28 protein-coding genes are annotated in these 26,665 nt (G+C 44.3%); 1 reads left to right on the forward strand and 27 read right to left on the reverse strand.

Annotated features, from left to right (window positions below):
• Nucleotides 1-24: 24 nt before the first annotated feature.
• The 5 genes from V6B33_RS10570 to V6B33_RS10590 form a co-directional block, all read right to left on the reverse strand.
• On the reverse strand, nt 25-267 hold the full coding sequence (locus tag V6B33_RS10570) for a YrhC family protein (protein WP_334217726.1): 243 nt from the start codon (nt 265-267) through the stop codon (nt 25-27).
• 113 nt (nt 268-380) lie between these two features.
• Complete coding sequence (locus V6B33_RS10575; RefSeq protein ID WP_334217727.1) at nt 381-1,517, reverse strand: bifunctional cystathionine gamma-lyase/homocysteine desulfhydrase; 1,137 nt, start codon at nt 1,515-1,517, stop codon at nt 381-383.
• Nucleotide 1,518: 1 nt separating this feature from the next.
• Nucleotides 1,519-2,442 carry a PLP-dependent cysteine synthase family protein gene (locus V6B33_RS10580; RefSeq protein ID WP_334217728.1) on the reverse strand — a complete coding sequence of 308 codons (924 nt, stop codon included), beginning with the start codon at nt 2,440-2,442 and terminating at the stop codon, nt 1,519-1,521.
• Nucleotides 2,443-2,577: 135 nt separating this feature from the next.
• Entirely contained in the window at nt 2,578-3,270 is a 693-nt protein-coding gene (gene mtnN, locus V6B33_RS10585; protein WP_334217729.1) for a 5'-methylthioadenosine/S-adenosylhomocysteine nucleosidase, read from the reverse strand.
• Nucleotides 3,271-3,284: 14 nt separating this feature from the next.
• Complete coding sequence (locus tag V6B33_RS10590) at nt 3,285-3,923, reverse strand: class I SAM-dependent DNA methyltransferase (RefSeq protein WP_334217730.1); 639 nt, start codon at nt 3,921-3,923, stop codon at nt 3,285-3,287.
• 178 nt (nt 3,924-4,101) lie between these two features.
• On the opposite strand from V6B33_RS10590, the gene V6B33_RS10595 reads away from it, so the two are divergent.
• Entirely contained in the window at nt 4,102-4,317 is a 216-nt protein-coding gene (locus V6B33_RS10595; RefSeq protein WP_334217731.1) for a DUF2536 family protein, read from the forward strand.
• 38 nt (nt 4,318-4,355) lie between these two features.
• On the opposite strand, the gene V6B33_RS10600 is transcribed toward V6B33_RS10595, so the two are convergent.
• The 22 genes from V6B33_RS10600 to cymR all read right to left on the reverse strand — a co-directional run bounded on the left by V6B33_RS10600 (nt 4,356) and on the right by cymR (nt 26,510).
• Complete coding sequence (locus tag V6B33_RS10600; protein ID WP_334217732.1) at nt 4,356-5,045, reverse strand: YrrS family protein; 690 nt, start codon at nt 5,043-5,045, stop codon at nt 4,356-4,358.
• 114 nt (nt 5,046-5,159) lie between these two features.
• On the reverse strand, nt 5,160-6,905 hold the full coding sequence (locus V6B33_RS10605; protein WP_334217733.1) for a peptidoglycan D,D-transpeptidase FtsI family protein: 1,746 nt from the start codon (nt 6,903-6,905) through the stop codon (nt 5,160-5,162).
• 114 nt (nt 6,906-7,019) lie between these two features.
• Nucleotides 7,020-7,496: a transcription elongation factor GreA gene (greA, locus tag V6B33_RS10610; protein WP_334217734.1), complete on the reverse strand. Its 477-nt coding sequence runs from the start codon at nt 7,494-7,496 to the stop codon at nt 7,020-7,022.
• Between the two features lie 171 nt (nt 7,497-7,667).
• Nucleotides 7,668-8,303 carry a uridine kinase gene (udk, locus tag V6B33_RS10615; protein ID WP_334217996.1) on the reverse strand — a complete coding sequence of 212 codons (636 nt, stop codon included), beginning with the start codon at nt 8,301-8,303 and terminating at the stop codon, nt 7,668-7,670.
• Nucleotides 8,304-8,305: 2 nt separating this feature from the next.
• The gene (locus V6B33_RS10620; RefSeq protein ID WP_334217997.1) at nt 8,306-9,580 is read right to left on the reverse strand and encodes a peptidase U32 family protein; all 1,275 of its coding nucleotides are present in this window, start codon (nt 9,578-9,580) and stop codon (nt 8,306-8,308) included.
• Between the two features lie 44 nt (nt 9,581-9,624).
• Entirely contained in the window at nt 9,625-10,554 is a 930-nt protein-coding gene (locus tag V6B33_RS10625; protein WP_334217735.1) for a peptidase U32 family protein, read from the reverse strand.
• Entirely contained in the window at nt 10,551-11,201 is a 651-nt protein-coding gene (locus tag V6B33_RS10630) for an O-methyltransferase (RefSeq protein WP_334217736.1), read from the reverse strand. The genes V6B33_RS10625 and V6B33_RS10630 overlap by 4 nt, the downstream gene beginning before the upstream one ends.
• Before the next feature lie 221 nt (nt 11,202-11,422).
• Nucleotides 11,423-12,556 carry an endolytic transglycosylase MltG gene (gene mltG / locus V6B33_RS10635; RefSeq protein ID WP_334217737.1) on the reverse strand — a complete coding sequence of 378 codons (1,134 nt, stop codon included), beginning with the start codon at nt 12,554-12,556 and terminating at the stop codon, nt 11,423-11,425.
• 164 nt (nt 12,557-12,720) lie between these two features.
• A complete protein-coding gene (locus tag V6B33_RS10640; protein WP_334217738.1) occupies nt 12,721-13,011 on the reverse strand; it encodes a DUF1292 domain-containing protein in 291 nt (96 codons plus the stop codon).
• A gap of 15 nt (nt 13,012-13,026) precedes the next feature.
• Nucleotides 13,027-13,443, reverse strand: coding sequence for a Holliday junction resolvase RuvX (gene ruvX, locus V6B33_RS10645; RefSeq protein ID WP_334217739.1), 417 nt, complete (start codon nt 13,441-13,443; stop codon nt 13,027-13,029).
• Between the two features lie 3 nt (nt 13,444-13,446).
• Entirely contained in the window at nt 13,447-13,713 is a 267-nt protein-coding gene (locus tag V6B33_RS10650; protein ID WP_172249140.1) for an IreB family regulatory phosphoprotein, read from the reverse strand.
• A gap of 83 nt (nt 13,714-13,796) precedes the next feature.
• Nucleotides 13,797-16,430, reverse strand: coding sequence for an alanine--tRNA ligase (alaS, locus tag V6B33_RS10655; protein WP_334217740.1), 2,634 nt, complete (start codon nt 16,428-16,430; stop codon nt 13,797-13,799).
• 358 nt (nt 16,431-16,788) lie between these two features.
• Entirely contained in the window at nt 16,789-17,859 is a 1,071-nt protein-coding gene (locus V6B33_RS10660; RefSeq protein WP_334217741.1) for an AI-2E family transporter, read from the reverse strand.
• Between the two features lie 109 nt (nt 17,860-17,968).
• On the reverse strand, nt 17,969-18,100 hold the full coding sequence (locus V6B33_RS10665) for a YrzQ family protein (RefSeq protein ID WP_216663281.1): 132 nt from the start codon (nt 18,098-18,100) through the stop codon (nt 17,969-17,971).
• Nucleotides 18,101-18,115: 15 nt separating this feature from the next.
• Complete coding sequence (locus V6B33_RS10670) at nt 18,116-18,301, reverse strand: hypothetical protein (protein WP_071619022.1); 186 nt, start codon at nt 18,299-18,301, stop codon at nt 18,116-18,118.
• Nucleotides 18,302-18,751: 450 nt separating this feature from the next.
• Complete coding sequence (gene bioB / locus V6B33_RS10675) at nt 18,752-19,762, reverse strand: biotin synthase BioB (protein WP_334217742.1); 1,011 nt, start codon at nt 19,760-19,762, stop codon at nt 18,752-18,754.
• Between the two features lie 21 nt (nt 19,763-19,783).
• Nucleotides 19,784-20,380, reverse strand: a complete 597-nt coding sequence (locus tag V6B33_RS10680) for a biotin transporter BioY (RefSeq protein WP_334217743.1) — start codon at nt 20,378-20,380, stop codon at nt 19,784-19,786.
• Nucleotides 20,381-20,521: 141 nt separating this feature from the next.
• On the reverse strand, nt 20,522-22,924 hold the full coding sequence (gene recD2, locus V6B33_RS10685) for an SF1B family DNA helicase RecD2 (RefSeq protein WP_334217744.1): 2,403 nt from the start codon (nt 22,922-22,924) through the stop codon (nt 20,522-20,524).
• Between the two features lie 18 nt (nt 22,925-22,942).
• Nucleotides 22,943-23,614: a tetratricopeptide repeat protein gene (locus V6B33_RS10690; protein WP_334217745.1), complete on the reverse strand. Its 672-nt coding sequence runs from the start codon at nt 23,612-23,614 to the stop codon at nt 22,943-22,945.
• Between the two features lie 160 nt (nt 23,615-23,774).
• On the reverse strand, nt 23,775-24,890 hold the full coding sequence (gene mnmA, locus V6B33_RS10695; protein WP_334217746.1) for a tRNA 2-thiouridine(34) synthase MnmA: 1,116 nt from the start codon (nt 24,888-24,890) through the stop codon (nt 23,775-23,777).
• Between the two features lie 45 nt (nt 24,891-24,935).
• Nucleotides 24,936-26,078: a cysteine desulfurase family protein gene (locus V6B33_RS10700; protein WP_334217747.1), complete on the reverse strand. Its 1,143-nt coding sequence runs from the start codon at nt 26,076-26,078 to the stop codon at nt 24,936-24,938.
• A 12-nt stretch (nt 26,079-26,090) separates the two neighbouring features.
• Nucleotides 26,091-26,510, reverse strand: a complete 420-nt coding sequence (gene cymR, locus V6B33_RS10705; protein WP_175990924.1) for a cysteine metabolism transcriptional regulator CymR — start codon at nt 26,508-26,510, stop codon at nt 26,091-26,093.
• Nucleotides 26,511-26,665 lie beyond the last annotated feature (155 nt).

Below are 26,665 nucleotides of genomic sequence, written 5' to 3' on the forward strand. Positions count from 1 at the left end.
CAGGCCCATTTTAGGGCCTGTCAGCTATTCATCCGCAGACTGCAGATCTTTTTTATATTTTATCGCTTTGGTGAAGAAGATGAGTGAAAGTCCAAGTAAAATGACGGTGCCCGTCATAAGTGTGATCGTCTTGACAGCAGTCACTGTTTCGGATGGGATCACCACACCCAGATACATAAACACACTCAGTGCCAAAAGCGTAAATCCAAACCGTTTAAAGTCATTGATTTTATGCTGTATATTCTTTTTATCCAATGTTTGTTTCATTGTCCAATCACCTACTTTTGAACTAGTAATCTCTTAATAATCGTAACACAGGAGAGGCGGTATCCCCCCATGTAATTGATACCAGTTCTTCCAATAGGTACTGACAAGATTATTTATTTGGAAAGCGCACTTTCCAGATCGTCAATAAGGTCCTCTGCATCCTCAAGCCCTACAGAAATCCTCACCAAGCCGTCCGTGATGCCCAATTCGCTGCGGCGGTCTGCAGGAATCGAAGCATGTGTCATGCGTGCAGGTACTGAAATAAGACTCTCAACCGCCCCAAGGCTTTCTGCCAATGTAAAATACTTTGTGTTCGTGAGCAGGCGGTCCGCATTTTCTTCGCTGCCTACATCGAATGATACCATTCCTCCAAACCCTGCAGCCTGCTTTTTCGCTACGTCATGGTGTGGATGTGATTCAAGACCGGGATAATAGACTTTTGTCACCTTCGGATGCTTGACCAGGTAGTCCACTATTTTTTTTGTGTTTTCTTCATGCTCTTCCATTCTGAGACCCAGTGTTTTGATTCCTCTGATCAAGAGCCATGAATCCTGCGGACCAAGAACACCGCCAGTGGAGTTTTGGACGAAGAAGAGCTCTTCAGCCAGTTCTTCAGAGTTTACGGCCACAAGCCCGGCAACTACGTCACTATGCCCTCCAATATATTTCGTAGCACTATGCAAAACGATGTCAGCACCAAGGCTTAACGGATTTTGCCAGTATGGTGTACTGAATGTATTATCGACGATCGTCAATAGACTATGTTTCTTGGCAAGTGCCGCCGCAGCCTCTATATCGGTAATTTTCAATAAAGGATTTGTAGGCGTCTCAATATAGACGGCTTTGGTATTCGGCTTGATTGCTTCTTCGATATTTTTCAGCTCACTTGAATCAACAAAAGTTGATTCAATTCCGAGTCGGTTTAACACTTTCGTCATGACCCTGTAAGTACCGCCATATACATCATCCGTCAACACGACATGATCTCCGCTGTTAAACATCATCATGACTGCTGTGATCGCAGCCATTCCTGAACCGAAAGCGAAACCTTTTTTTCCGCCTTCCAGATCTTTGATGAGTTCTTCCAGTGCATGTCTTGTCGGGTTGCCTGAACGTGAATATTCGAACCCCTTATGTTTTCCCACTTCATCCTGTTTGTATGTGCTTACTTGATAAATCGGTGTTGAGACCGCTCCAGTTTGTGGATCAAGTCCCACGCCTCCGTGGATTAATTGAGTCTTCTTTTTCATGTCAGATTCCTCCTTCATATATTTTCTTGCTTAAATAACGTTCACTTGAGTCCGGAAAGATGGTGAGAATGTGACTGCCGGGCTCTGCATTTCCAGCTTCGATCAGAGCCGCGTGGAGTGCTGCGCCAGACGAACTTCCTACAAGCATCCCTTCCTTTAACGCGGCTTCTTTCACTCTCATGAAAGCATCTTCATCCGTGACAGTATGGATGGCATTGAAATAAGACGTGTCCATATAATCAGGCAGGAATTCCATTCCGATTCCTTCGGTTTTATGAGGACCAGACTCTCCACCATTTAAGATGGAGCCTTCCGGTTCAACAATGACTGTCTTTATTGCCGGATTCATTTCCTTGAGATAACGGGAAGTGCCCATGAATGTACCACCCGTCCCGGCTCCAGCCACAAAGGTATCAATCCTGCCATCCATCTGCTTCCATACCTCTGGTCCAAGTGTTTTATAATACGTGTTCGGATTGGCTTCATTTTCGAACTGTGCAGGTGAATAGGAATGATCGATTTCCTTCAGGAGCTCTTTCGCCTTCGCGATGGCCCCCTTCATCCCAAGCTCTGTGGGAGTATGGACGATTTCAGCCCCCAACGCCCTCATTAATTCCTGTTTTTCGATGCTGAACTTCTCAGGTATGCAAAAGATCACTCTGAAACCTGAGTTAACAGCTGCCAGGGCCAGACCGATTCCGGTATTGCCGGCAGTCGGTTCAATAAAAACGCCGCCTTGTTTTATCTTGTTTGTCTCAATGGATTCCTTCATTAATTCTAGACCCAGCCGGTCCTTGACACTTCCCCCGGGATTCAGGAATTCCAATTTGGCAAAAAGACGCACCCCATTTTTCAATGGAAAATGTGTCAATTCCAGTATAGGCGTGTTGCCGATCAGTTCATGCACGTTTTTATATACATCCATCTCACTGCCCCCTTTTCCGAGAAAAAGCCGCCCTGGGCACACTACTCTTCACTGTTCTTAGAGCAAAGTGGGTTCACCACAACTTGCAGGAAAAAGTGAAAAAATAGCGGCCCGGGTCAGCTTTATGATAATGGCTTATACGGATTCTACTATATTCATAACCATCTGAGCAGAATGAAGGGCTGCTTTCTCCAGGTACTGCTCGAAGGAAACGTCTGACTCTTTCCCTGCAATATCAGATAAAGATCGGATGATCACAAACGGGATATTGAATTGATGGGCCACCTGCGCAATCGCAGCCGCCTCCATTTCAACAGCTTGTAACCCAGTGAATTTATCCCGGATCGCTTCGACCCGTGCAGGATCATTCATGAAGGAATCCCCTGTCGCAATCAATCCTGCTACCACTTGGGCGTCTCCCAGTTCCCTGACACTCTCAACTGCTGCCTTCATCAATTGATCATCCGCTGTAAACGCAGCAGGCAATTGCGGCACCTGCCCGTATTCATAACCGAAAGCTGTAACATCCACGTCATGATGGCGGACTTCTGTTGAGATCACGACATCCCCTACGTTCAAAGAAGGATCGAACCCTCCGGCTGACCCTGTATTGATGATGGCATCCGGTTTGAAATGCTGCAGTAAAACGGCTGTTGACATAGCAGCGTTTACCTTGCCGATCCCCGAACGGAGGAGGATGACTTCTTTGTCTTTCATCATTCCACTTGTATATTCACAACCTGCAATTGTTTCTGTTTGCGGATTTGAAATGTTATTTCTTAATAATGCAACTTCTTCTTCCATTGCCCCAATGATGGCGATTTTCATGATTTGACCTCTTTCTATTGTTTAGTCGCCTCCATAATCCAGACAAAGTTGTTAATCTGACGAAAATGCACGGTGAATCCCTCCGCACTTGCTAACTCTTCAAGTGCTGCCAAGGTCGTATAATATTCCCGTTTTAAATCTTCTGCAAGGTTCAGATAGCCTTTATCCATTGCCTGATCGATGGCGGCCCGATAATGCTGCTCAGTTTCAAACATTGTATCGGCAAATACTATTTTACCACCTTGTGCAAGCAACTTTCCATAGATGCCAAAGGCTTTTCCTTTTTCTTCGTCTGTTAAATGATGAAAAGCATAGGTGCTGACAATCGTATCAACGTTGCCATCCAGCTTAAAATCCAGAAAATCCCCATCGAAAAAAGGTACCCTATCACCAAGCTTCTGCTGTCCAATCACTCTCATTTCAGGAGAAGGTTCAAATGGAATCACATTTAACCCTGCTGCAGATAGCTTCGCAGTCAGGTTTCCTGTACCCGGACCGAATTCCACCACCGTTCCGCTTGAAAGGGACACTACCCCTTCAAGGATTTCTTCATATTTAGCAAAAACATCTTTATACTCTGCATCTTTTCCTGCGACCGTATCATCATATGAATCTGCCCAGTCTTCGAACAAATCCAGAAATTCTCTACCCATCAATAAGCACCCCAGTTTAAAATTAAGTTTATAATTCCTATCAACATAGTATGAATTAATTTTAAAACTGTTATTAAAGTAACATATTACTTTCCCCAATTCAACAAATAAAATTTGTAATAATCCGTGTCACACTCTAAAATGATAGAGGCGATGACCATATAAAGGAGGAATTCCGATGAATATCTCATTTGAGTTGATTGAAGACAAAGTGGAGTTTTTCGAAGCAGATCAACTAAAGTCCCTTGAGAAGAAAATAGATGAGCAAATCCAGCATAATAAAGCGATCATGCTGCATGTGCATCATGTTCAGCATAATGTATCCATCGATGAAAACGGCAGAAAGTCCTATACCGCTGTTGTTCATTTTAAAGTAAAGAAAGAGAGACAATGAAAAACTCCGGGTGCAAGCACCCGGAGCTTATTTATTCATCAATCTTTATCATTTTCGACTAATTCCTCAACCTTTGTCGGCTGCCATCCTTGTCCGTCGGTCCATTGTAGATAGACCCTGTAAGCTGTAGAACCGCCTTTCTCTGTTACCGTCCCGATGGACTTTTGCGGCCCACCGTTTCCTTCGATATACCAGACCGTCATATTATCCTCCGGGATACCTGTGGCATAAGAAAGAGCTTTGACTTTTTCCTGCCAGTCGGGTGTTCCCATATCATATGAAGACACGTGCTCGCCTGACTGCTGTGTTCCGACCGGTTCCCAATCAGGGTGCACAATCGTTTTCTCTACATTGGGTTCACTGCCTTCTTCTATCTGGGCGCTGCTGTCATCAAGTGCGACAGATTCTTTTTCCTCTGGAACATCTTCTTTCTCTTCTTCGTTCTTCTTATCTTGATCTTCTGATTCTGCTGAATTTGATTCTTCATCCATGGAAACAGTGTTTTCATCCTCTTTTTGTTCACTTTCGCGATCTGCACTGTTTTCATTGGTATTTTTATCTTCATCTTTAACTTCTGTTGATGCATTTTCCTTATCGGAACCATTGCCGGTAAGAATCGTGGCGCCTACCACAACGATCAAGAGAACAACAACAGCGATCATTATATTTAGGACTTTATTGGATTTACTTTTTGAGCGTCGATCTAATCTGGAATTATATTTCGCCATAAGATTACCTCCTATTATCCTAAACATTTTAACATGATAGAGTAAAAAGAATAAAGCGAAACATTAACCAATTTCCCGTAGAGAAGTAGATTGGTCCGTTCGGAACGGGAGATTTTACTCATTCTCGAGTTTATAAACAGCGTCCACACTGTCTTTGAAAATCGGATAAATACCTCCTTCATCGATGAAGACATCCATGTTGACTGCCACTAAGGCATATTTAGGATCTTCAAATGGAAAATAACCGGCAAACCATTTATTGTACAGCTCTTTTCCTTCCTGTTTTTTACCTGTTTGAGCCGTCCCTGTCTTACCTGCAATTTCATAAAGGGCGGTGTCTAAATAAGGTGCTGTCCCTTCAGGCGAGTTGACCACTCCCCTTAAATACTTCTGCATCTTCATAGCGGTGAAAGGGGAAATCTTTTCTCCTTCCATCTTCTTTTTTGGGAAAGAAAACATGCTCGTCCCGTTTTGATAATCGATCGACGTCGCCGCATTGACCATGTACTTTTCCCCTCCCCTTGCTATAGTTGCCATCATGTTGGCAATCCCAAGCGGGGTCACTCTTACTTCTCTCTGCCCTATTCCGGTCTGAGAGATATAATTAAGATCTTTTCGTTCCTCATCCGAGACAAAGATCCTTCCATCGCTCACTTGCAGCTGTGAAAAATCTTCATAATGAAATACATTCCCCTTCCAGGACAGGTCGCCTAATAATCCCAACTTTCCTGCATATTCCTCAAGAGAATGGGGATCTTTTTCCACCAGTTCCTTTGCAAGGTCCGCGAAGGTCCTATTACAGCTGACAGCTATACTCGTTTCAATATTAATTCTGCCATGCTGCTTATCTGCAGGTTTACCGTATATATCTTCATCACAGTTGAACATGCGTGATTCATCCACGATTCCTTCATCCAGGGCTGCAGCCGCGACGACTGTTTTAAAAACGGAACCAGGCGCCAATGCTTTCAGCATATAATTGGAGGCGCCGCCGCTGAACGGGTCACTGTTGTTAACCGCGGGACGCGACACATTGGCAACAATTCGACTATTTTCGATATCCAACAGAAGCAAGCCGCCTTTATTAATATGATACTGATCCGCGACTTCTTCCAGAGCTTCCTGCATCTTAACGTCGATTGTCGTTTTGACATTTAGCGGGTAAAATGGATTGGCGGGGGCAAGATACTTCACGTCGGCTCCGAATAATGGTCCGCCGATGGCATCAACATGATAGATCAGCTTCGACTGTTCTTCAGATATGAGCCACTCGTCAAAGATTTCCTGCATCCCGGTGACACCTATCTTCTGATGTACCCCTTTTACTTTATCAGGATAGCGCTCATGAAATTCTTCTGTGTTTTCCCCCGTTATCCCAATAAGCTGGGAAGCAGGAACATGATCGTTCTTAAACTTTCTGGTTACGGCAAAAACCCCTTGGATTTTCAACGCATTTATCTCTTTCATCTGTTCATCGGAAAGCTGATAAGCTTCTTGACCCCCAAATACAATCGGTCCCTTGGCAAGCTCCAGCTTTGTTTCAATGATTTCAGGGGTGACATGGATGATGCGTGCGACTTCCTCGACCGGCCACTCCATTCTTTTTAAGAAAGGAAATAGGACAAGAACATTTTTCTCTTTGAATGTAAGCGGGTTCCCGTTTCGATCAAGGAACTGCCCCCTTCCCTCATCAATGATCAGCTGCTGCGTCCGTTGTGCCACACTTTCCTCGATCAGGTTGATCTTATGCTTCGAGAAAGATTCTGTCTGGAATAATTGCAGCTGCATCAACCTTGCGGATAATGTCAATAGACCAATTACCAGCAGGACGCTCAACAGCTTGACCCTTTTTCGTATCATTCCTCTTCACCTCGTCTACATTGTTGACGAGATTTATCCTTTCTAACCAGGTACAAATGCACAAAAAAAAGGAAGAACCCCTTTGTATGGGCTTCTTCCTTTTGTTCTAATCCATCAGCTTACTTTTACAATTTTAACGCTCATTTCCCCGCCTGGAGTCTGAACCGTTACTTTCGCCCCAATCTTGTGGCCGAGAAGGCTCTTTGCAATTGGAGAATCATTGGAGATTTTCCCTTCAAACGGATCTGCTTCTGCACTTCCGACGATTGTATACGTCTCTTCGTCACCATTAGGCAGCTCCACAAATGTTACTTTCTTACCCAATTGAACTGTATCTGAATTCAGGTCATCTTCCTGGATGATCTTAGCGTTGCGAATCATATTTTCCAACGTTGAGATACGGCCTTCGACGAATGCCTGCTCATCTTTCGCTGCGTCATACTCAGAGTTCTCCGATAAATCTCCGAAACTTCTCGCAATCTTGATGCGTTCAACAACTTCCTTACGCTTTACCGATTTAAGATTCTCTAATTCTTTCTCTAGTTTTTCTTTACCCTCTAACGTCATAGGGTATACTTTTTCTGTACTCATGACCCTCTTCACTCCTTAACTGTCTTAGAGCTTCCCGAGCTCTTTATGTAGTGATACATGATGTTTTAAGATGTAAAGGCAGGGAATGAAGGGAAGTACTCTTTCCTCCATTCCCTGATACCTGAACATTGATGGGAATTTAACCTATATATGTTTATCTATGTTATCGTATTACAAAAATGACTTTTGTTCAAGAATTGTTTGAATTTTTGTTACCATTAAGTCGATTGCAACGTGATTATGTCCGCCTTCAGGAATGATGACGTCGGCATAACGCTTCGTCGGTTCGATGAACTGATTATGCATCGGACGTACCACCGTTATATATTGATCGATCACTGAATCAATCGAACGGCCTCTTTCTTTAATATCACGGAGCATCCTTCTGATGATGCGAAGATCTGCATCCGTATCGACGTAAAGCTTGATATCCATTAAGTTGCGCAATCTTTCATCTTCTAATACTAAAATTCCTTCTAAAATGATGACATCTTTGGGTTCTACCAAAATAGTCTCTTCTGAGCGGGTATGCATTTTATAATCATACATAGGTTTATCTACCGCCTGGTGGTTGATAAGTTCAGTCAGATGCTTGATGAGAAGGTCATTGTCGAATGCCAAAGGATGATCATAATTGGTTTTCAACCGCTCCTCAAAAGGCAGGTTTGCTTGATCTTTATAATAATAATCCTGCTGCAGCATTAAAATCGAATGGCCCTGGAATTGCTCATAAATAGCCTTGGTCACACTTGTTTTTCCAGACCCGGACCCTCCTGCTACACCAATCACAACCGGTTTTTGTTTCATCACTATACTATGTTCTCCCTTCGCATCATGTTGTCAGGATAGACTCTCTGATCAACTTTGAATCTCACTATTTGCAGCGGGTGACGGGCCACATCGAGTTCATTCCCTTTTTCGTCCCACATTTTTTCAATCACTTGAGTGAAATTCGATATTTCCGGCCCGAAAAATTCCACTTCCTGGCCGGTTTTAAAATAATTTCGCTGCTGGAGTGTGACAATTCCCGTTTCCTCATCAAAATCCAGCACAAGTCCGACAAATTCAAAGTTCGTATTCTTTTTAGTATGGACACCGAACATTTGCTCTTTAAACCCCGGCACCCCTTCAAAGAATGCAGGCGCAGCTTCACGGTTCGCACATTTCTCGAGTTCTCCGAGCCACTCTCTTCTTATGCTGAAACTGTCCGGATCCTTACAATATTCATCGATGACTTTCCGGTAAACACTTACCACAGTTGCAACATAATGAATCGATTTCATTCGTCCCTCGATCTTGAGACTGTCGATGCCAAGCTCAATCATTCTCGGAATCGATTCAACGAGCTTCAAATCTTTCGGACTCATTGCAAAAGGAGCATCATTTTCATTGTATAGAGCGTCTTCCTCACCATCGTCATCCTGATACAGATCGTAGTCCCAGCGGCATGATTGACAACAGCCTCCCCGGTTTGAGTCACGTGCAGTCATATGGTTGCTGAGTGTGCAGCGCCCGGAATAGGCAATGCACATCGCACCGTGTATGAAGGTCTCGATTTCGATATCCACCTTCTCTTTCATTTCGCGGATTTCTTCACCACTTGTTTCACGCGCCAAAACAACACGGTCAAGCCCTTCTTCTTTCCAGAACTGGACGGCTTTCCAATTGGATAAGCTCTGCTGCGTACTTAAGTGAACCTCGACCTTCGGGGCCACTCTTCTGCACGCTTCAATAATCAGGGGATCTGCTACGATGATTCCGGCAATCCCTGCTTCCTGAAGACCGATCAGGTAATCTTCGAGGCCATCCATATTTTCATTATGAGCGTAGATATTAGTCGTTACGTAGATCTTTGCACCATATTCCTGTGCAAATTCAACGCCCGCTTTCATTTCTTCCAATGTGAAATTTCCTGCGTTTGAACGAAGTCCGAATTCCTGTCCGCCGATATAAACCGCATCCGCGCCGTAGTGCACTGCTATTTTCAATTTTTCAAGGTTACCTGCAGGAGCCAATAATTCAGGCTTCTTCACGATAACACGTTTTCCGTCAACAACGTTAGAGATAGGGTCTTTTACAACCATGGTCAACGTAACTCCTCCGTTCTCTTCTTCTTTCTTGCACTGATTTAATAGACCGTTTCTTTAAAGAAAAACCCTGTATCCAGCGGTCGGTTTCGGGGCTGAAGCTGCTTTGCTTCTTCTAAGAGTTCATCCTTTACCTCGTCATACTGTTCTTGCTTCTGCACAAACATGTCGATCGCTTTCCGATACAGTTTCGTGACTTCCACTACGTATTGAGTCGATTTCAACACCCCATCGATCTTGAATGAGTCGACTCCCGCTTCAATCATTTCCCCGAGTTCATCGATGATGCACATGTCATTGGGACTCATGATATGAGTTCCATTTTCATCCTCGAATATCGGATATTTATTATGCCGTTCTTTGTCATGCAGGAACATATTCTTTTTCATCTTGCGGTTTTCAATCTCCAGCACTTTCCCCTGGTACTCAAAGTAGTTTCCGAGCAGAGAACGTTTCGATTGGAACATGCAAGTCATCCCGTGAACTTGAACCTCGACTTCCACTTCAGCGTTTTCCTTAATTTCCACGATGGCATCCATGCTCAATTCGCGGGCGAGGACGGCACGTCTAGCGCCTTTCCTTCCCCAATAGTTGCACGTATACCAGTTAGTCGCCGTCGTTTCAGTGTTCCAGTGCAGCACCATGTCCGGTGCTGCTGCCCTTGCAGCCATCAATACGGCTGGATCTCCGAACACAACGGCATCCGCTTTAGCTTCTTTCATATAAGCGATATATTCTTCCAACTCTTCCACTTTCTCATTATGAAAAATGGCGTTCATTGCAATATATACTTTTTTTCCATGAGCATGGGCGGTCGTAATGGCCTTTTTTATTTCTTCTTTTGTGAATTCCCCTGCCAGGCGCAAGCCGTATCTTTGTTCACCGATGATAAATGCATCAGCACCGGCAAGCGATAGTGGTTCAATGTCAGAAAGGGAGGTCGGAGTCACCAACAGTTCCGGCTTTTTCACTTCCGTTCACCTCTTTTTCTACTAATGGCAATACCATCACCGACCGGCAGGATGGATGTTTCATACTCTTCATGACTCATCAGCCATTCGTTGTATTCCTTCAATTTTTTGACCATGTTCCTGATTCTTTTCTGCTCAACTTCCTCTTCCGCTACAAGCCCTTTGAATAGAACATTGTCTGAATAAATGACTCCGTTCTCAGTAAGCATCACAGAATAGAGATCAAAGAATTTTTGATATTGTCCTTTTGCCGCATCGATAAAGATCGCATCATAAGGTCCGTGTTTCTTCACTTCTTCCTGAAGTTCCAGGGCATCCCCGAAAAGAGCGTGGATGCGGCTGCCGTGTTCGGAACGTGCCAAGAAATCCCGGGCATCACCGTATCTCCCTTCGTCACGCTCGACCGTCGTAATTTCCGTTCCGGGCAGAGCTTCCGCCATTCGCAGTGCAGAATAACCGATGGCTGTCCCGATTTCAAGTATACGGGAGGGCTGTTGAATGGCTAAGATGCCCAACAGTGACTCAATCCCCACCAGTTCCATGATGGGCACATTGTTCTCTTCTGCATACAGTTCCATTTCTTCCAAGAGCGGTGTACGTTTACCAGTGATCGATTCTATATAGTTAATAACCTTCTCGTTCATCATAAGTCTTCACGATCCTCACTTATAAACTGCCCTACTGTTGCGGCATAACATGAAAAGAAGAAAGCTACTATGAGCTTTCTGCTTTAATACGCACTCGCAAAAATAACGCACATTTATGAAAATAACTTGTACTATTTTAACACAAAGAGAAGAGGAAAGCGAATGATTCTTTCCTCTTCTCCTGCTGCAGCGGCAGCTGTTCATATCTTTCACAGCGTCAATTATTCGGATTGATTGGTAATATATTTCTCTTTCTTCTCATTGTGCTCCTCAAGCGTTTCTGAATAATAGACGGATCCAGTTGAAGAAGCGAGAAAATAATAATAATTTGTTTCTTCCGGCTGCAGTGCGGCTTCAATTGATGAAGTTCCGGCATTTGCAATCGGACCCGGAGGCAGACCTTTCACCTGATATGTATTATAAGGAGAGTCCACTTTTAAATCCTTGTAAACTGTACGGGATTTATGTTCGCCCAGTGCATACAGGACAGTCGGATCGGTTTGAAGGGGCATACCCTCCTCAATGCGGTTATAGAATACACTTGAAATCTTGCCTCTGTCCGCTTTTTCGGTTGCTTCTTCTTCGATCAGTGAAGACAACGTCAATAATTCGTGAGCAGTATACTCCTTTTCAGCCATTGAATCTTGATATTGAGCCAGCACTTCATCGGTTTGAGTAATCATTTTCGTAAGGATTTTTTCTAAAGAAGGTTTCTTTTCATAGAAAGAATACGTTGCCGGGTAAAGATATCCTTCAAGCGGCCTCTTAATATCTTTATTAAGGATTTCGTCTGTTACCAAGTTCGGAAATTCCTTTATTAATTGCTCGAGCCATTTCGTATCATTCAGTTTCTTTTCGATTTCGTCTTTTTTATAAGGAGACTCATCTGCGATGATATCTGCAATTTTATCCAGTTGAAGTCCCTCGGGTATCGTAATTTTAAATTCAGCCTTCCTCATTACCTTCCCGGTCTTTAAACTATTGACTATTTCACTCAGCGTCATGGAAGGTGTCAAATCATATGAACCGGCCTGGAAACCTGATTCATTATTGAATTTTACGTAGTATTTGAATACTGTTCCATTTTTCACAATACCATTTTCTTCGAGTATACTTCCGATGGACGTGACTCCCGATCCTATCGGAATTTCTACTTTCACAGGTTTGGTATCATCCGGGTCTACCGGTTTAAGGGCAGAGTTTATATATAAATATCCGCCAACCGCAGTCCCTCCGATGATGATGATAAGTGATAAAATGATAAGTCCGACGATTTTCCGGATGACTTTCGCCTCTTCCTGTCTTTCCAAAAGTTTTTTCATAAGCGCTTCTTTTATATTCTTTTTATCTTCCATCTCTTTATTCCCCTTTTCGAGCAAAAAAGCTTGATATCAGTCAAAGTTTTCGACATCATCTTCCCTATTATACAATATTTTGCACAAAGTGAAACAGGGACCGGCAAAAAGGGATGAAAATAATCCCTTTGCCGGTCCCTGTCCATTATGATCCATGATGAAGATTATTCGCCTTCTTCTTCTTCATCGAGGAACGTATTTAACATTTCTTCGATCATGTCCCACTCTTCTTCTGTTTCAATCGGCTTTAATTCGCCTTCCTGACCTTCGTCGCCTGCCTGGAATGCTGAAGCGTGAATTTCGATTTCTTCTTCGTCATCCTGATCTGCTCCAAGCGGATAATACAGAACATATGACTTATTGAATTTATCAGATTCAAACGTGAACAGGACCTCACACAGCTGTTCATTTCCTTGTTCATCTACTACTGTAATTTGCTTTTCTCCGTGTTCCATTGAACATTCACCTCATTATTTTTGACTGTCAAGATATCCTTGCAGAATCATCACTGCAGCCATTTTATCGATCACTTTCTTGCGTTTCTTCCTGCTGACGTCCGCTTCGAGGAGAACTCTCTCGGCAGCCATCGTACTTAAGCGTTCATCCCAATATTTAACCGGTATCGCAAGCTCACTCTGAATCAATTCACCGTATGCCATCGAAGCTTCCCCGCGGGGTCCGATCGTATTATTCATATTCTTGGGAAGACCGACGATAACGGATTCCACTTCATATTCTTCGGCTAGTTCCTTTAAGCGGTCGATACGGAATTCGCCTTCTTCTTCATTGATTCTTACTGTTTCAATTCCTTGGGCAGTCCAGCCAAGGGCGTCGCTTATGGCAACGCCTACAGTTTTAGAGCCAACGTCCAGTCCCATTACTCGCATTCATTATCCCTCTTTATGCAGTTTCAAATACGATTTGACTAATTCTTCGATGATTTCATCGCGTTCCAAACGGCGGATGATATTTCTGGCATCTTGATGTCTTGGGATATAAGCTGGATCCCCAGATAATAAGTACCCAACAATTTGATTGATCGGGTTATACCCTTTTTCCTGAAGCGCGTCATGAACTTGAAGCAGTACTTCCTTAACGTCATGTTCAAATGGCTCATCAGAAAAATCAAATCGCATCGTTTTGTCAAAAGAACTCATTTTTAGCACCTCTCTTTAGGCTTGTTTCTTCAACAAACGAATTGTTAATCGTTACCTTCATTGTACACCACTTTACCGCAGAGTTAAACGGATTTCACCCATTCTTCTACAAATTGCAGTGCTTCCTCCAATTTCTCCGGGTTTTTCCCGCCTGCCTGGGCCATGTCAGGTCGCCCGCCACCGCCGCCTCCGCAGCGGGATGCAACTTCTTTAACCAGCTTTCCAGCATGATAGCCTTTGTCCACTAAATCCTTGGTCACCCCGGCAATCACGTTTACTTTGCCATCTCCTGCAGTCCCCAGCACAATGACTGCGGAGCCGAGCTTCTGCTTCAGATCATCCATCATTGTTCTCAATGCATTGCTGTCTCCCGCAGCTACTTTTGCTGAAAGTACATTGATTCCATCGATTACTTTCACCTGATCAGTCAGGCTGCCTGCTTCTATGTTAGACAACTTCGCAGCCAATGATTCATTTTCCCTTTGCAGTTCTTTCATTTCAAGCATCAAGGCATCCACACGATTGACAAGATCTTTCGGATTCGCCTTCAGTTTATTGGACGCTTCTTTCAGAAGTGATACTTGTTCATTCAGAAGTTTATATGCACTTTCCCCTGAAACTGCTTCAATTCTGCGTGTGCCTGCACCGATTCCGCTTTCTGTAACGATTTTGAACAGGCCGATTTCGGAGGTATTTGATACATGGCAGCCTCCGCAAAGCTCCAGGCTGTAATCGCCGATTGAAACTACACGGACGACTTCACCATATTTCTCCCCGAACAATGCCATTGCGCCCATTTCTTTTGCTTCAGCCAATGATTTAAGGTCAGTATTCACCGAGATGGCTCTCCATACCTGTTCATTCACTATGCTTTCGATTTTCTCCATTTCTTCTGATGTTACAGAACCGAAGTGAGAGAAGTCAAAGCGCAGACGGTCCGGCTCGACTAAAGATCCTGCCTGGTTGACGTGTTCACCGAGCACGTCCTTCAATGCCTGATGCAGAAGGTGAGTGGCCGTATGGTTCTTCTCCACTTTCTTCCTTGATTCGCGGAATACTTTCGCCACTACAGCATGATTGATTTCCAATGTGCCTTCTTCCACGATTCCGGTATGGAGGTTCTGTCCGTTCGGCGCTTTTTTCACTTCGGTCACATGGACTTTAACACCTTCAGCTTCTAGAGAACCCTTGTCCCCGATCTGCCCGCCGCTTTCTGCATAGAAAGGAGTTTTGTCCAGGATGAACTGGAATTTCTGACCTTTCTCCACTTTCGGCTGGCGTTCCTTATCAACGATTACCTCTACTACAATGGCAGAGGTTTCGAGGCTGTCATAGCCGACAAACTTGCTTTCAGTTTTGATATCACTCAGAATACCGCCCTGAATCTGCATGCTTCCAACATCCTGACGGGCTGCACGCGCCCTTTCACGCTGCCCTTTCATTTCCTTCTCGAAGCCTGCATGGTCGAGGGAAAGACCTTCTTCTTCCGCATATTCTTCCGTCAGTTCAACCGGAAAGCCGTACGTATCATAAAGTCTGAATACATCTTCTCCTGGAATCGTATTGCTTCCAGCTTGCTTCTCCCGTTTTACAATGGATGACAAAATTGCCAATCCTTCATTCAGGGTTTCATGGAAGCGTTCCTCTTCATTTTTCACTACCTTTTGAATGAATTCAGCTTTGCCTTTTACTTCTGGATAGAAATCCACCATGATTTCAGAAACAACCGGCACCAACTCATACATAAACGGACGGTTGATCTCAATTTGCTTGGCAAACCGGACGGCACGGCGGAGTAAACGTCTTAATACATATCCGCGGCCTTCATTCGATGGGAGCGCTCCGTCCCCGATTGCAAATGAAACAGTCCGGATATGATCCGCGATCACTTTAAATGCCACATCGGTTTCATCATTTTTTCCATATGTGCTTCCTGAAATTCTTTCAACTTCTTTCATAATAGGCATGAACAAATCTGTATCGAAGTTGGTTGGGACTTCCTGAACCACACATGTCATTCTTTCAAGTCCCATCCCAGTATCGATATTCTTCTTTGGAAGTGGTGTATACGTTCCATCAGGATTGTGATTGAACTGGGAGAAAACCAGATTCCATACTTCCAGATAGCGGTCGTTTTCCCCGCCTGGATATAATTCCGGATCTTTCGGATCATCTCCGTAATCCGGACCCCGGTCGTAGAAGATTTCAGTGTTGGGACCGCTTGGACCTTCCCCGATATCCCAGTAGTTCCCTTCGATGCGGATGATTCTCTCAGCCGGGACTCCGACTTTCTTGTTCCAGATTTCAAACGCTTCTTCATCCTCGGGGTGAATGGTGACGGATAATTTCTCGGGATCAAATCCAATCCACTTTTTATCAGTCAGGAATTCCCAAGCCCATTCGATTGATTCCACTTTGAAATAGTCGCCGATTGAAAAGTTCCCCAGCATTTCAAAGAATGTGTGGTGACGAGCTGTTTTTCCAACGTTTTCAATATCATTTGTTCGAATGGATTTCTGTGCATTGACAATTCTCGGGTTTTGAGGAATGACACGGCCGTCAAAATATTTCTTTAACGTCGCCACCCCGCTGTTGATCCATAATAACGAAGGATCTTCATGTGGCACGAGTGGTGCGCTGGGCTCTACACTATGACCTTTCTCTTTAAAGAAATCTAAAAACATCTGGCGGATTTGTGCTCCGGTTAATTTGTTCATTTGAACTTCCTCCTTTGGTTTATGTACTTAAAAAAGCATACAAAAAAGCCCTCATCCCAAAAACAGGGACGAGAGCTGGCTCGCGGTACCACCCTGGTTGTGAAAATGGAAAAATCTCATTTTCACCCCTCAAAAAACACTTTAACGCGGGTCAGGCGGCAGGTTTTTCCTGCACTCTGGATTAGCGTTCGATTATCCTTCATCTGGAATTCCTTTCAGCCGTGGGAATTCCTCTCTTATGTGCCGGTGCACTCAGATGGGCTATAATCTACTGGATCCTTCATCATTTTCTGGTTTATAACTTTATTGTATATGTTGGATTATAGAAATATTCAAACCTTTTGTCAATGTTATCACGTCAGTTTTTTGTATGAATGAAGTGTGTCCTTCCATGCAAGAAAGCAACTTTTATTATCGCTAGGACCGGAACGGCGACGATCATGCCGATGACTCCGCCTGTTTCCCCCCCGATGATAAGGGCTCCCATGATGAATAGAGGATGCATGTGGAGACTTTTCCCTACGATCATCGGGGAAAGTATGTTTCCTTCCAGGAACTGCAATACAACGACCAATATGACGACATAAAGGATCATATTCAAAGAAATGGTACTTGCAACGATCACTGCCGGAACCGCCCCGATGATCGGTCCAAAGTAAGGGATGACATTCGTTGCCCCCATGATGACACCAAGTATCAGAGGATATTTCATATCCAAGAACCACAGAACGGCTGCAGAGATACCGCCGATGATCAAGCAAACCAGCAGCTGCCCGCGGATGTAGCCTCCTAAAGATTCATCCACATCCTGCAGGAACCTCAATGCGCTTTGCCTCCATCTGCGAGGGGTCAGTTCCCAGAAGAATCTCTTTACCTTCGTCATATCCTTCAATAGGTAAAAGGATACGAAAGGAATGATCGCGATGAGAAGCAGGCTGTTCATCAGCTTCAAAAGAATAGCAAGTGCCGAAGCTACGAGACCGGTGAGCCAGCCTTCGATTCCATTGATCCTGTCTTCCAATTGGGTCTGGATCCCGTCCGGCCATGTCGATGTTTCACTTTGTATATAATGAAGCCACTTCTGGTACTGGGACGTGAATAAAGGAGCGTTTTCAGACAGGTCCCTCAACTGATGAATGATGATTGGGGTCCCTTTATATAGACCATACCCCAGACCTCCAAAAAAAAGGATATAAATGAGCATGATGGCAATGCCTCGATGTATGCCTGCTTGATGGATCTTCTCCACTAAGGGGTGAAGCAAATAGGCAATGAATCCACCGATCAGGAACGGCAGGAGTGATAACAGCAGAATGTCCAAAACCGGATGCCAGACAGGCTTCAATAAAAAAAGGATGTATAGAAAAACGGCGCATAACAGTCCGATTGAAAGCCTGTACAGCCATTTGGCATATGTTTTTGTTTCCACCCGGCATCCCTCCTTCCTATCCTTTATTGTGAGAAATTTGGGGAGGTTTTTATACAATAAATATAAAAACCGGCTCCCCGGGACGGAGAGCCAGTTAAAAGAATGTGTCTTAAAACATTTTCTTCATTTGTTTACGAAGTCTTTTCATTTGTTTTTGATTCATCATATTTGATCGCTGAGAATAGATCGACGCAGCGATTCCCGCTCCAAAACCAACAATCGATGCAAATGTTTTGTTCAAGAAAGACACCTCTTCCTAGATTAATTGGCGGTCTTCCTCATCGAACAAGTCGTCTAAAGAGCTTAAAGATCCATCTTCTTCCACCTGATGTGTATGAATGACTCCCTTGGACAAGGAAAGTTCAATGAAGCATCCCCAGCAATAATACTGGTTGATGCCGATTTTTCCTATATCTTTACTCTGGCAGTTTGGACATTTCATCGTAAGGTTCACCTCTATTGCACCAGTAAAACTGGTGATTATTCCCTACAATCATGTCCAATCTGAGTGAAAAATATACCTGCTCGATAAGAAAATACGCCTGAACGGTACAAAAATCATTCACCGTTCTTATTTAGTGTGAGACATTTTTCTTATTTCATAAGGAGATACTTTTTCCATAAGAGCCAGCCTTTGAATGGAGGCCGTTGATTTCCGCTCCAGGCACTCGCTTTCCGCGGGCGGCCGGTGAGCCTCCTCGTCGCATTCGCTCCTGCGGGGTCTCGCTTTTCCCGCAGGAGTCGAGTGCCTGGAGCTCCAATCAACTAAGGGTAGCAAATGACAAACGTTTCTGAAAATGCACAAAAAGTACTTAGATACAATCTAAAAACAGGCAAAACCGAAGTTTCACCTGTTATCACGTTATATTATTTTTCATCAAATTAACATACTTTACTGATTCACAAGATCTTCCGCAGTTATTTCATTGGTGTAGTCAATTTCGAAGCCGAGGTCTTTGAGCATTTGGTGGTCGGCGGTTTCCTGCTGGCCGGCTGTTGTCAGGTAGTCACCTACAAAGATTGAGTTTGCCGGGTACAGTCCGAGAGGCTGAAGACTGCGAAGATTTACTTCACGTCCACCTGATATCCTGATTTCCTTTGTCGGGTTGATGAACCTCATCAGGCACAATACTTTCAAGCAATATCTTGGATCGAGTTCATCTGTACCCTCCAGTGGTGTTCCGTCAATGGCATGAAGAAAGTTAACCGGGATTGAATCTGCATCTAGTATCTTTAGGCTCCTTGCCATATCCACTACATCCTGATCGCTCTCTTTCATGCCGACAATGATCCCGGAGCAAGGGGAGATCCCTTGTTTTTTAGCGATTTCAACCGTATTCACACGATCTTCGTATGTATGGGAGGTCGTTATTTGCTCATGATGATTTTCGGAAGTATTGATATTATGATTGTAACGGTCCACTCCTGCTTCTTTCAGCTTCTGTGCCTGCTCTTCTTTCAACAAGCCGAGGCATGCACATACCTTCATGCTGTAGTTTTCTTTAATTTCTTTCACTGCTGACACCACTTTATCGACATCACGGTTTGTGGGCCCGCGGCCGCTCGCAACGATGCAATAGGTCCCTACGTTTAAGTGATGCGCCTTTTCGGCGCCTTTAATGATTGAATCCTTATCAACCATCGCATACTTCTCAATCGGAGCTTTCGATACGATCGACTGTGAACAGTATCCGCAATTTTCCGGACAAAGACCTGACTTCGTATTTATGATCATATTCAGTTTCACTTTATTGCCATAATAATGTTTTCTGATATGATAGGCACTGTCCAGAAGCTCCAACAGGTCTTCGTCGGGACTGTTCAGAATTGATAATGCTTCTGCGTCGCTGAGTTCTTTCCCCTCAAGAACTTCCTGTGCAAGACTCTTCCATGATTTTTTCAAAATATATCCCCCCAATTGATATTATGCAGCTCGATTTACATTCCTGAACGTGCTCTTGGACAGTACCGACTTTTCCAACCGGTGAGCCATGATGCCCGCACACACCGCTAATATGATGTCTTTCGGAAGCGGGACAATCATCCATGACCATACAAGTCCGTATGTCAGGCCGTCAGGTGCCGAAGCCCAAAGCTTGTAAGCTGCATACATCCAATTTGTCCCAACAAGATAGTTCACTGCCATTCCGACTAAAGCTGCAATGACATAAGCTTTTATTCCTTTATGTTTTTGAATGATCTTGCCTGTCAGATAAGCGGTGAATATAAACGAAATGATAAAGCCGAATGTCGGGCTGATAATCGAGGAGAAACCAGCTCCGAATCGTGCGAATACCGGAACTCCCACTAAGCCGACCAAGGCATATACCCCCATGGAAATGGCGCCGATCCGACTGCCTAAAATAGCACCTGCCAAAATCGCGAAAAACGTTTGAAGTGTGATGGGAACACCGCCGATGACCAGGAACGGTACGAAAGATGTAATGTTTGCACCTACCGCCATCAGGGCCACAAACATACCAGCCAGGGTCAAATCGATGGTTCTGAGTTTTTTGTTCATTTCTGTTTTCCCCCAAAAATAATAAGTTATTTACTATTTAAGAATATCGTTCCTCCAGACTTAATGTCAACCTAAAATATATTTAGGTTGACACATAAAATAAAAAAAGGTTAACAAAAAACTTGTTAACCTCGTTGAACATTATTTAATTTCCATAAAATCATAAGGGGTGATCCCTTCCATCCCGATCATTGGATCTTCTTTCAATAACATTTCTGCCATGTCCGTATGATCATCATCCCCTTGGTCCTCCCCTTCACTGACGCTATCGCCCATAGTGAGGGAAAGCTTTTCACTCAGGGTGGTTTTACGCATGAAATCGTCTTCTCTTTGCACTCCAAGCTTGAATGCATCCATTTCACCGCATAGGATAAGAAATTGTTTACTCCTTGTAATCGCGGTGTATAAGAGATTTCTGCGAAGCATCCTGAAATAACTTTTCACAACCGGAAGGATGACGATGGGAAATTCACTTCCCTGTGATTTATGAATGGAGCAGCAATAGGCGTGCGTGATCTGGGTCAGATCCTGCCGTGTGTAAGTTACTTCAGTACCTTCATAGGAGACAATGATCATATCTTGCTTTTCAGTGTTTTCTTTTGCATAGAAAATCGAAACGATCTCTCCGATATCCCCGTTGAATACATTATTTTCAGGCTGATTCACGAGCTGCAGTACTTTGTCGCCGATGCGGTAATGAACATCCCCGAAAGAAATTTCCTTCCTTGTCCCATCATTGCTGTTGAAGATTTCCTGCAGGAGTTTGTTCAGATTATCTATTCCGGCCGCCCCCCTGTACATCGGGGCAAGGACCTGAATATCCTTTGGTGTATACCCTTTTTTCTTTGCGTTTTCAACTACCTTCCGTACGACTTCGGCAATTTGATCCGTCCTGCACGGGAAGAAGGAGCGGTCCTTCTGCTGCTTCGTCAAATCAGGGGGAACTTGTCCCTTTTTCATATGATGTGCAAGTTCGATGATCGAAGACCCCTCTTCCTGACGGTAAATGTCTGTCAGTCTCACTGTCGGGACAACTTGTGAGCGGAGGAGATCCTTTAATACTTGTCCCGGACCGACCGAAGGAAGCTGGTCTTCATCCCCCACAAAGATCACTTGAATGTCATCAGGAAGTGCCTTCAACAGTTGATGTGCAAGCCAGGTATCCACCATCGAAACTTCATCGACGATCAGTAACTTTCCTTCTATCGCCCGGTCTTCATCATTTTGAAAGCCTTCCTGGCCGTTCCAGCCGAGCAGACGGTGAATGGTCATTGCAGGGAGTCCCGTTGATTCGGTCATGCGCTTAGCCGCCCTGCCTGTCGGGGCAGTCAACAGTACCGGAAATGGCTCATCCTTATAGTCTTTTGGATCGAGCGAACAGCCATGGAGATCTGCAAAGAGTTCCACGATCCCATTGATGACTGTCGTCTTTCCGGTACCCGGCCCCCCGGTCAGCAGCAGCATCGGAGACATCAGTGCCGTTTCAATGGCTTCCTTTTGTGAAGGGGCATAATGTACTCCAAGCCGGTCCTCCAACGCACCCAAAGCAAGCAGGAATTCAGATTGCGGGAACTGATCCTCATATTGTTTTTGGGACAAAATCGTTTCAATGCTCGTCACAATCCCTTTTTCCGAGAAATATAAAGAAGGGACATACACCCTTGACCCTTCACCGATTACCTTCTTTTCATCTTCCAGCGCTACCAATTGACTGGAAATATCGGTATACTCGATTTTTTCCGGCTGACTCTTTTCCAGTAATTCCTTTACCGTCACAATCAGTTCTTCCGCTTCAAGATACACATGACCCTGCTTTACACATACCTGTTCGAGGGTATACAGACAGCCTGCCTTGATCCGGTCAGGATGGCTTCCGGTAATGCCGATTTTCGAGCCCAGCTCATCTGCTCTCGTAAAACCGATCCCTTCAATGTCTTCCACGAGCTTATATGGATTATTCTGAATGGTTTCCAGGGCAAGATCTTTATAAGCCTGATAGATCTTCATGGAAATCTGGGGGCCGAATCCTAAATCATTCAATACGATCATCACGCGTTCCAACCCCTGATGCTCCGTCAAAGTATCATAGATGCTTTTCGCTTTATCAGGCGGAAGTTTAGGGACTTCATCCAAAACGCTTGGATTTTCAAGAATTTTCGAAATGGCATTCGCACCAATATGCTCGACAATCTTCTCCGCTGTCTTCTTACCAATCCCTTTGAATAAATCACTGGAAAGATAATGGACGACACCTTGAGTTGTTTGTGGTATTTCTTTTTTGAAATGTTTCGCATGGAATTGCATGCCGAATTTCGGATGCTCCTGGAAACGCCCGTAAAACACATATGTTTCTTCTTCATGAATGCGCGGAAAATGCCCTGTGATGACCGCCTCCTTCTCTTCGTAGGCATGGTTCGTTTCATCCACCCTGATCCGGACGACGGTATACAGATTCTCTTCATTATGAAAAATCGTCACAAGATGCCTGCCCTTGATATAAATTTCTTCATCTCCAAACAGCTTCATTGAATCTTGCTGGCTCAATGCTTGTGAACCCCCTGACTATTCACTCTTTTCGTTATTCAATTTCTCGATCATCTTAATCCCGTATCCTGCAAGCATATGGTCCGGCTGGATTTCGACTGCTTTGTTGAAATACTCCAAAGCTTTATCCGCATCGTCTTTGTGACCTGCATATGCAACACCGAGATTATAATAGGCGTCTGCATGTTCAGGATCCTGGTGTACGACTTTGGACAGCTGCTCGATAGATTCTTCGTAAGCTTCTGCCTGCGCAAGACTCAATCCTAATTGAAAGCGGGCTTCGATATCCTCTTCATTCAGCTCTACACTGCGTTGAAGATAAGGAATGGCAAACTTCGCCTGTTCCAGATTCACAAGGCTTACCCCCAGCATGAAGTACACATCAGCATTTTCCATGCCTTTTTGAACCGCTTTTTCAAATTGATTTTTTGCTGAATCATAATCGCCTTCATTAAAGTACAAGTTTCCAAGAGAATAGTAGGCTGCTGCAGCATTTTCGTCCACAGTGACCGCTCTCTCAAAGAATGTTTTTGCTTTTTCACTGTCCCCCACTGACATTAGGACATTTCCGAAATTGATGTATCCGACGGGATCTTTCGGATTTTCTTCGATCGCTTCTGAAAACAGCTTGACGGCATCCTCTAATTTACCTTCTTGCAATAGCTCGATTCCCTTTAAGTTTTTGTCCATGTTAATGCACCTCTATTATGTAGTCATGTATTATTCGAATATGTGTACTCAGTATAACACAGAGTGCACAGGCGGAAAGAACGTAAAGAAAGGACTGGAGGAAGGGGGCATACACTCGCTTCTTCTCAGTCCTTATACTTCATTCAAAAGACGGCAGTCTTCAGCCGACATATGTCAATTTTTTATCTTCTTTAAAGACGGTATCGATTGTTCCTCCGCCCAGACATTCATCGCCATCATAGAAGACAACGGCCTGTCCCGGAGTCACTGCACGAAGGGGCTCATCGAATAACACTTTGACTTCTCCATTTCCAAGCGGTATGACCGTAACCGGGTTGTCCGCCTGACGGTAGCGGAATTTAGCCGTGCATTTGAATTCTGCCGGTTTTTCCCTGTTTGACGTCCAGTGAACGTCTGTCGCTCCGATGGAATCTGAATACAGTGCAGGATTTTCAAACCCTTGTCCGACATACAATACATTCCGTTCCAGATCTTTACCGATCGCGAACCATGGATCTCCGGCTCCGCCGATACCCAGTCCGTGACGCTGTCCGATTGTATGATACATTAAGCCTTCATGCCTGCCCATGACTTTGCCGTCCATCGTTTCCATATTTCCGGGCTGTGCAGGCAGGTAATTTCCGAGGAATTCTTTGAAATTTCTCTCTCCGATAAAACAGATTCCCGTGCTGTCTTTTTTTGCTGCAGTTGCAAGACCTGCTTCTTTCGCGATTTCACGAACCTTCTTCTTATCGATTCCACCGAGCGGGAACATGACCTTCTCAAGCTGTTCCTGTCCCAATTGATTAAGGAAGTAGGTCTGATCCTTGTTGTTGTCGACACCGCGGAGCATTTTATATTCCCCGTCGCGGTATTCGACCTGAGCATAGTGCCCGGTTGCCAGATAGTCGGCACCCAGTTTCATCGCATGCTCAAGGAATGCTTTGAATTTGATTTCTTTGTTGCACATGACATCTGGATTAGGCGTTCTTCCAGCTTTGTATTCATCAAGGAAATAGGTAAATACCTTATCCCAATATTGTTTCTCAAAATTGACAGCATAGTAGGGGATTCCGATTTGATTGCATACGCGAATGACATCATTGTAGTCTTCCGTTGCTGTACATACACCATTTTCATCTGTATCATCCCAGTTTTTCATAAAAATGCCGATGACTTCATAGCCTTGCTGTTTCAATAGCAGAGCGGCTACAGATGAATCCACTCCACCGGACATCCCGACTACCACTCTCGTATCCTTAGGGTCCTTTTTCAAATTACGCCACCTCCTTATTCCTTTTGCTTTCTATAGTTAAAGTGATTAAGACACCAGCCGCTTAACCACTTTGGCAACTTCATTCGCAGCTTGCACGATCTGTGCTTCTGTATTTCCCTGTCCAAAACTGAATCGGATTGAATTTGTCGTCCTTTCGGAGTTGCTGCCGTACATGGCGACCAATACATGTGAGGGTTCGATCGACCCCGCCGTACATGCTGATCCGCTTGAAACCGCGATACCGGACATATCCAAATTCATCAGCATCGATTCAACATCTGTTCCGGGGAAGCTTAAGTTTAGCACATGGGGTAAACCGTACTCAAGAGATCCGTTTTCCACAAATTCAACATCTTTTTCCAATAGTGTTTGTCTGAATAATCGCTTGAAACCTTCGTACATTTGTTTTTTTTTCTTCCAGGAATCCTGAGCAAGTTCCACTGCTTTCCCCAACCCTGAAATGGCGGGTACATTTTCTGTGCCTGCACGTCTCTTTCGTTCCTGTTCACCGCCAAAAGAACCGGGCTGAAGATTCACGTTTTTATGACAATATAGGAAACCCGCCCCTTTAGGACCATTGATTTTGTGACCTGAAACAGACATCATATCCACTCCGAGCCCGGCCACGTCGATATCAAGCATTCCAAATGCCTGAACCGCATCTGTATGAAAATATGCACTGTGTTCTTTCAGAATCTGTCCAATCTCTTTGATTGGCTGGATGGTGCCGACTTCATTATTCCCGTACATAATTGTCACCAAAATCGTATCCGGGCGAAGTGCACATTCTACGTCATGCGTGGAGACCCTGCCTGTTTCATCCACAGGCAAGTACGTTACCTCAAATCCTTGTTCTTCTAAATGTCTGCATGTATGAAGAACGGCATGATGCTCAATTTGTGTGGTGATAATATGGTTCCCTTTGGATTGATTCGCAAATGCCGTACCGATCAATGCTAAATTATCCGCTTCCGTCCCGCCGCTCGTAAAAATGATATCATTATAATCCGCCTTGATACGCTCGGCAATTGTCAAACGTGCCTGATCGACAAGATGTCGGGCTGAACGGCCAAAAGAATGAATGCTTGATGGATTGCCGAATGTCTCTTTCATAACTGAAGCCATTTCTTCTATTACATCAGCATTCATAGGGGACGTGGCGGCATGATCCATGTATATTCTTTCCATCCTGCTATCCTCCTAGATATAAAACATATAAGCATCGGATTCACCATCATCCGAATGACTCGCTAAATCTTCAATCGTCGTATTATCCAATACATCTTTCACTGCGTCACGAATACGGATCCATAACTCCCGTTTCGCAGGCTCCTCATCTTCGATTCCTTCGACTGGACTGATCGGCCCTTCAAGAATACGGATGATATCCCCTGCAGTGATCTCGGATGGTTCATGGCCAAGGACATAACCTCCATAAGCCCCCCGGATGCTTCGGACCAGTCCGCCATTTCGAAGCGGAGCGACCAGCTGTTCCAGATAATGTTCGGACAGCTCATGTTGTTGAGCAATCGTTTTAAGGGAAGTCGGCCCCTCCCCGTGACGCTTAGCCAATTCAATCATAATTGTTAAACCATAACGGCCTTTAGTAGATATCTTCATTTTCCAGCACCTCTTAAATTCTTATATTAAACGCGATTATTTGAGTTATTCGTCATTTGTTGAATGATGTTTTTATCAGTATTAACCTTAGTCATTATAGCATAATCGTCCCTGTGCTGTGAAAAGGATGGTTTGGCGGTGATTCAGATTGAAAC

This window comes from Mangrovibacillus sp. Mu-81, from assembly GCF_036867415.1.
Classification (GTDB): Bacteria; Bacillota; Bacilli; order Bacillales; family Bacillaceae_B; genus Rossellomorea.

Excerpts from the sequence above, each read along its gene's own strand:
- V6B33_RS10570 (WP_334217726.1), bottom strand. The coding sequence starts at position 267 with ATGAAACAAACATTGGATAAAAAGAATATACAGCATAAAATCAATGAC.
- V6B33_RS10575 (WP_334217727.1), bottom strand. The coding sequence starts at position 1,517 with ATGAAAAAGAAGACTCAATTAATCCACGGAGGCGTGGGACTTGATCCA.
- V6B33_RS10580 (WP_334217728.1), bottom strand. The coding sequence starts at position 2,442 with ATGGATGTATATAAAAACGTGCATGAACTGATCGGCAACACGCCTATA.
- mtnN (WP_334217729.1), bottom strand. The coding sequence starts at position 3,270 with ATGAAAATCGCCATCATTGGGGCAATGGAAGAAGAAGTTGCATTATTA.
- V6B33_RS10590 (WP_334217730.1), bottom strand. The coding sequence starts at position 3,923 with ATGGGTAGAGAATTTCTGGATTTGTTCGAAGACTGGGCAGATTCATAT.
- V6B33_RS10595 (WP_334217731.1), top strand. The coding sequence starts at position 4,102 with ATGAATATCTCATTTGAGTTGATTGAAGACAAAGTGGAGTTTTTCGAA.
- V6B33_RS10600 (WP_334217732.1), bottom strand. The coding sequence starts at position 5,045 with ATGGCGAAATATAATTCCAGATTAGATCGACGCTCAAAAAGTAAATCC.
- V6B33_RS10605 (WP_334217733.1), bottom strand. The coding sequence starts at position 6,905 with ATGATACGAAAAAGGGTCAAGCTGTTGAGCGTCCTGCTGGTAATTGGT.
- greA (WP_334217734.1), bottom strand. The coding sequence starts at position 7,496 with ATGAGTACAGAAAAAGTATACCCTATGACGTTAGAGGGTAAAGAAAAA.
- udk (WP_334217996.1), bottom strand. The coding sequence starts at position 8,303 with ATGAAACAAAAACCGGTTGTGATTGGTGTAGCAGGAGGGTCCGGGTCT.
- V6B33_RS10620 (WP_334217997.1), bottom strand. The coding sequence starts at position 9,580 with ATGGTTGTAAAAGACCCTATCTCTAACGTTGTTGACGGAAAACGTGTT.
- V6B33_RS10630 (WP_334217736.1), bottom strand. The coding sequence starts at position 11,201 with ATGATGAACGAGAAGGTTATTAACTATATAGAATCGATCACTGGTAAA.
- mltG (WP_334217737.1), bottom strand. The coding sequence starts at position 12,556 with ATGGAAGATAAAAAGAATATAAAAGAAGCGCTTATGAAAAAACTTTTG.
- V6B33_RS10640 (WP_334217738.1), bottom strand. The coding sequence starts at position 13,011 with ATGGAACACGGAGAAAAGCAAATTACAGTAGTAGATGAACAAGGAAAT.
- ruvX (WP_334217739.1), bottom strand. The coding sequence starts at position 13,443 with ATGCGAGTAATGGGACTGGACGTTGGCTCTAAAACTGTAGGCGTTGCC.
- V6B33_RS10650 (WP_172249140.1), bottom strand. The coding sequence starts at position 13,713 with ATGAGTTCTTTTGACAAAACGATGCGATTTGATTTTTCTGATGAGCCA.
- alaS (WP_334217740.1), bottom strand. The coding sequence starts at position 16,430 with ATGAACAAATTAACCGGAGCACAAATCCGCCAGATGTTTTTAGATTTC.
- V6B33_RS10670 (WP_071619022.1), bottom strand. The coding sequence starts at position 18,301 with ATGAAATGTCCAAACTGCCAGAGTAAAGATATAGGAAAAATCGGCATC.
- V6B33_RS10680 (WP_334217743.1), bottom strand. The coding sequence starts at position 20,380 with ATGAACAAAAAACTCAGAACCATCGATTTGACCCTGGCTGGTATGTTT.
- V6B33_RS10690 (WP_334217745.1), bottom strand. The coding sequence starts at position 23,614 with ATGGACAAAAACTTAAAGGGAATCGAGCTATTGCAAGAAGGTAAATTA.
- V6B33_RS10700 (WP_334217747.1), bottom strand. The coding sequence starts at position 26,078 with ATGGAAAGAATATACATGGATCATGCCGCCACGTCCCCTATGAATGCT.
- cymR (WP_175990924.1), bottom strand. The coding sequence starts at position 26,510 with ATGAAGATATCTACTAAAGGCCGTTATGGTTTAACAATTATGATTGAA.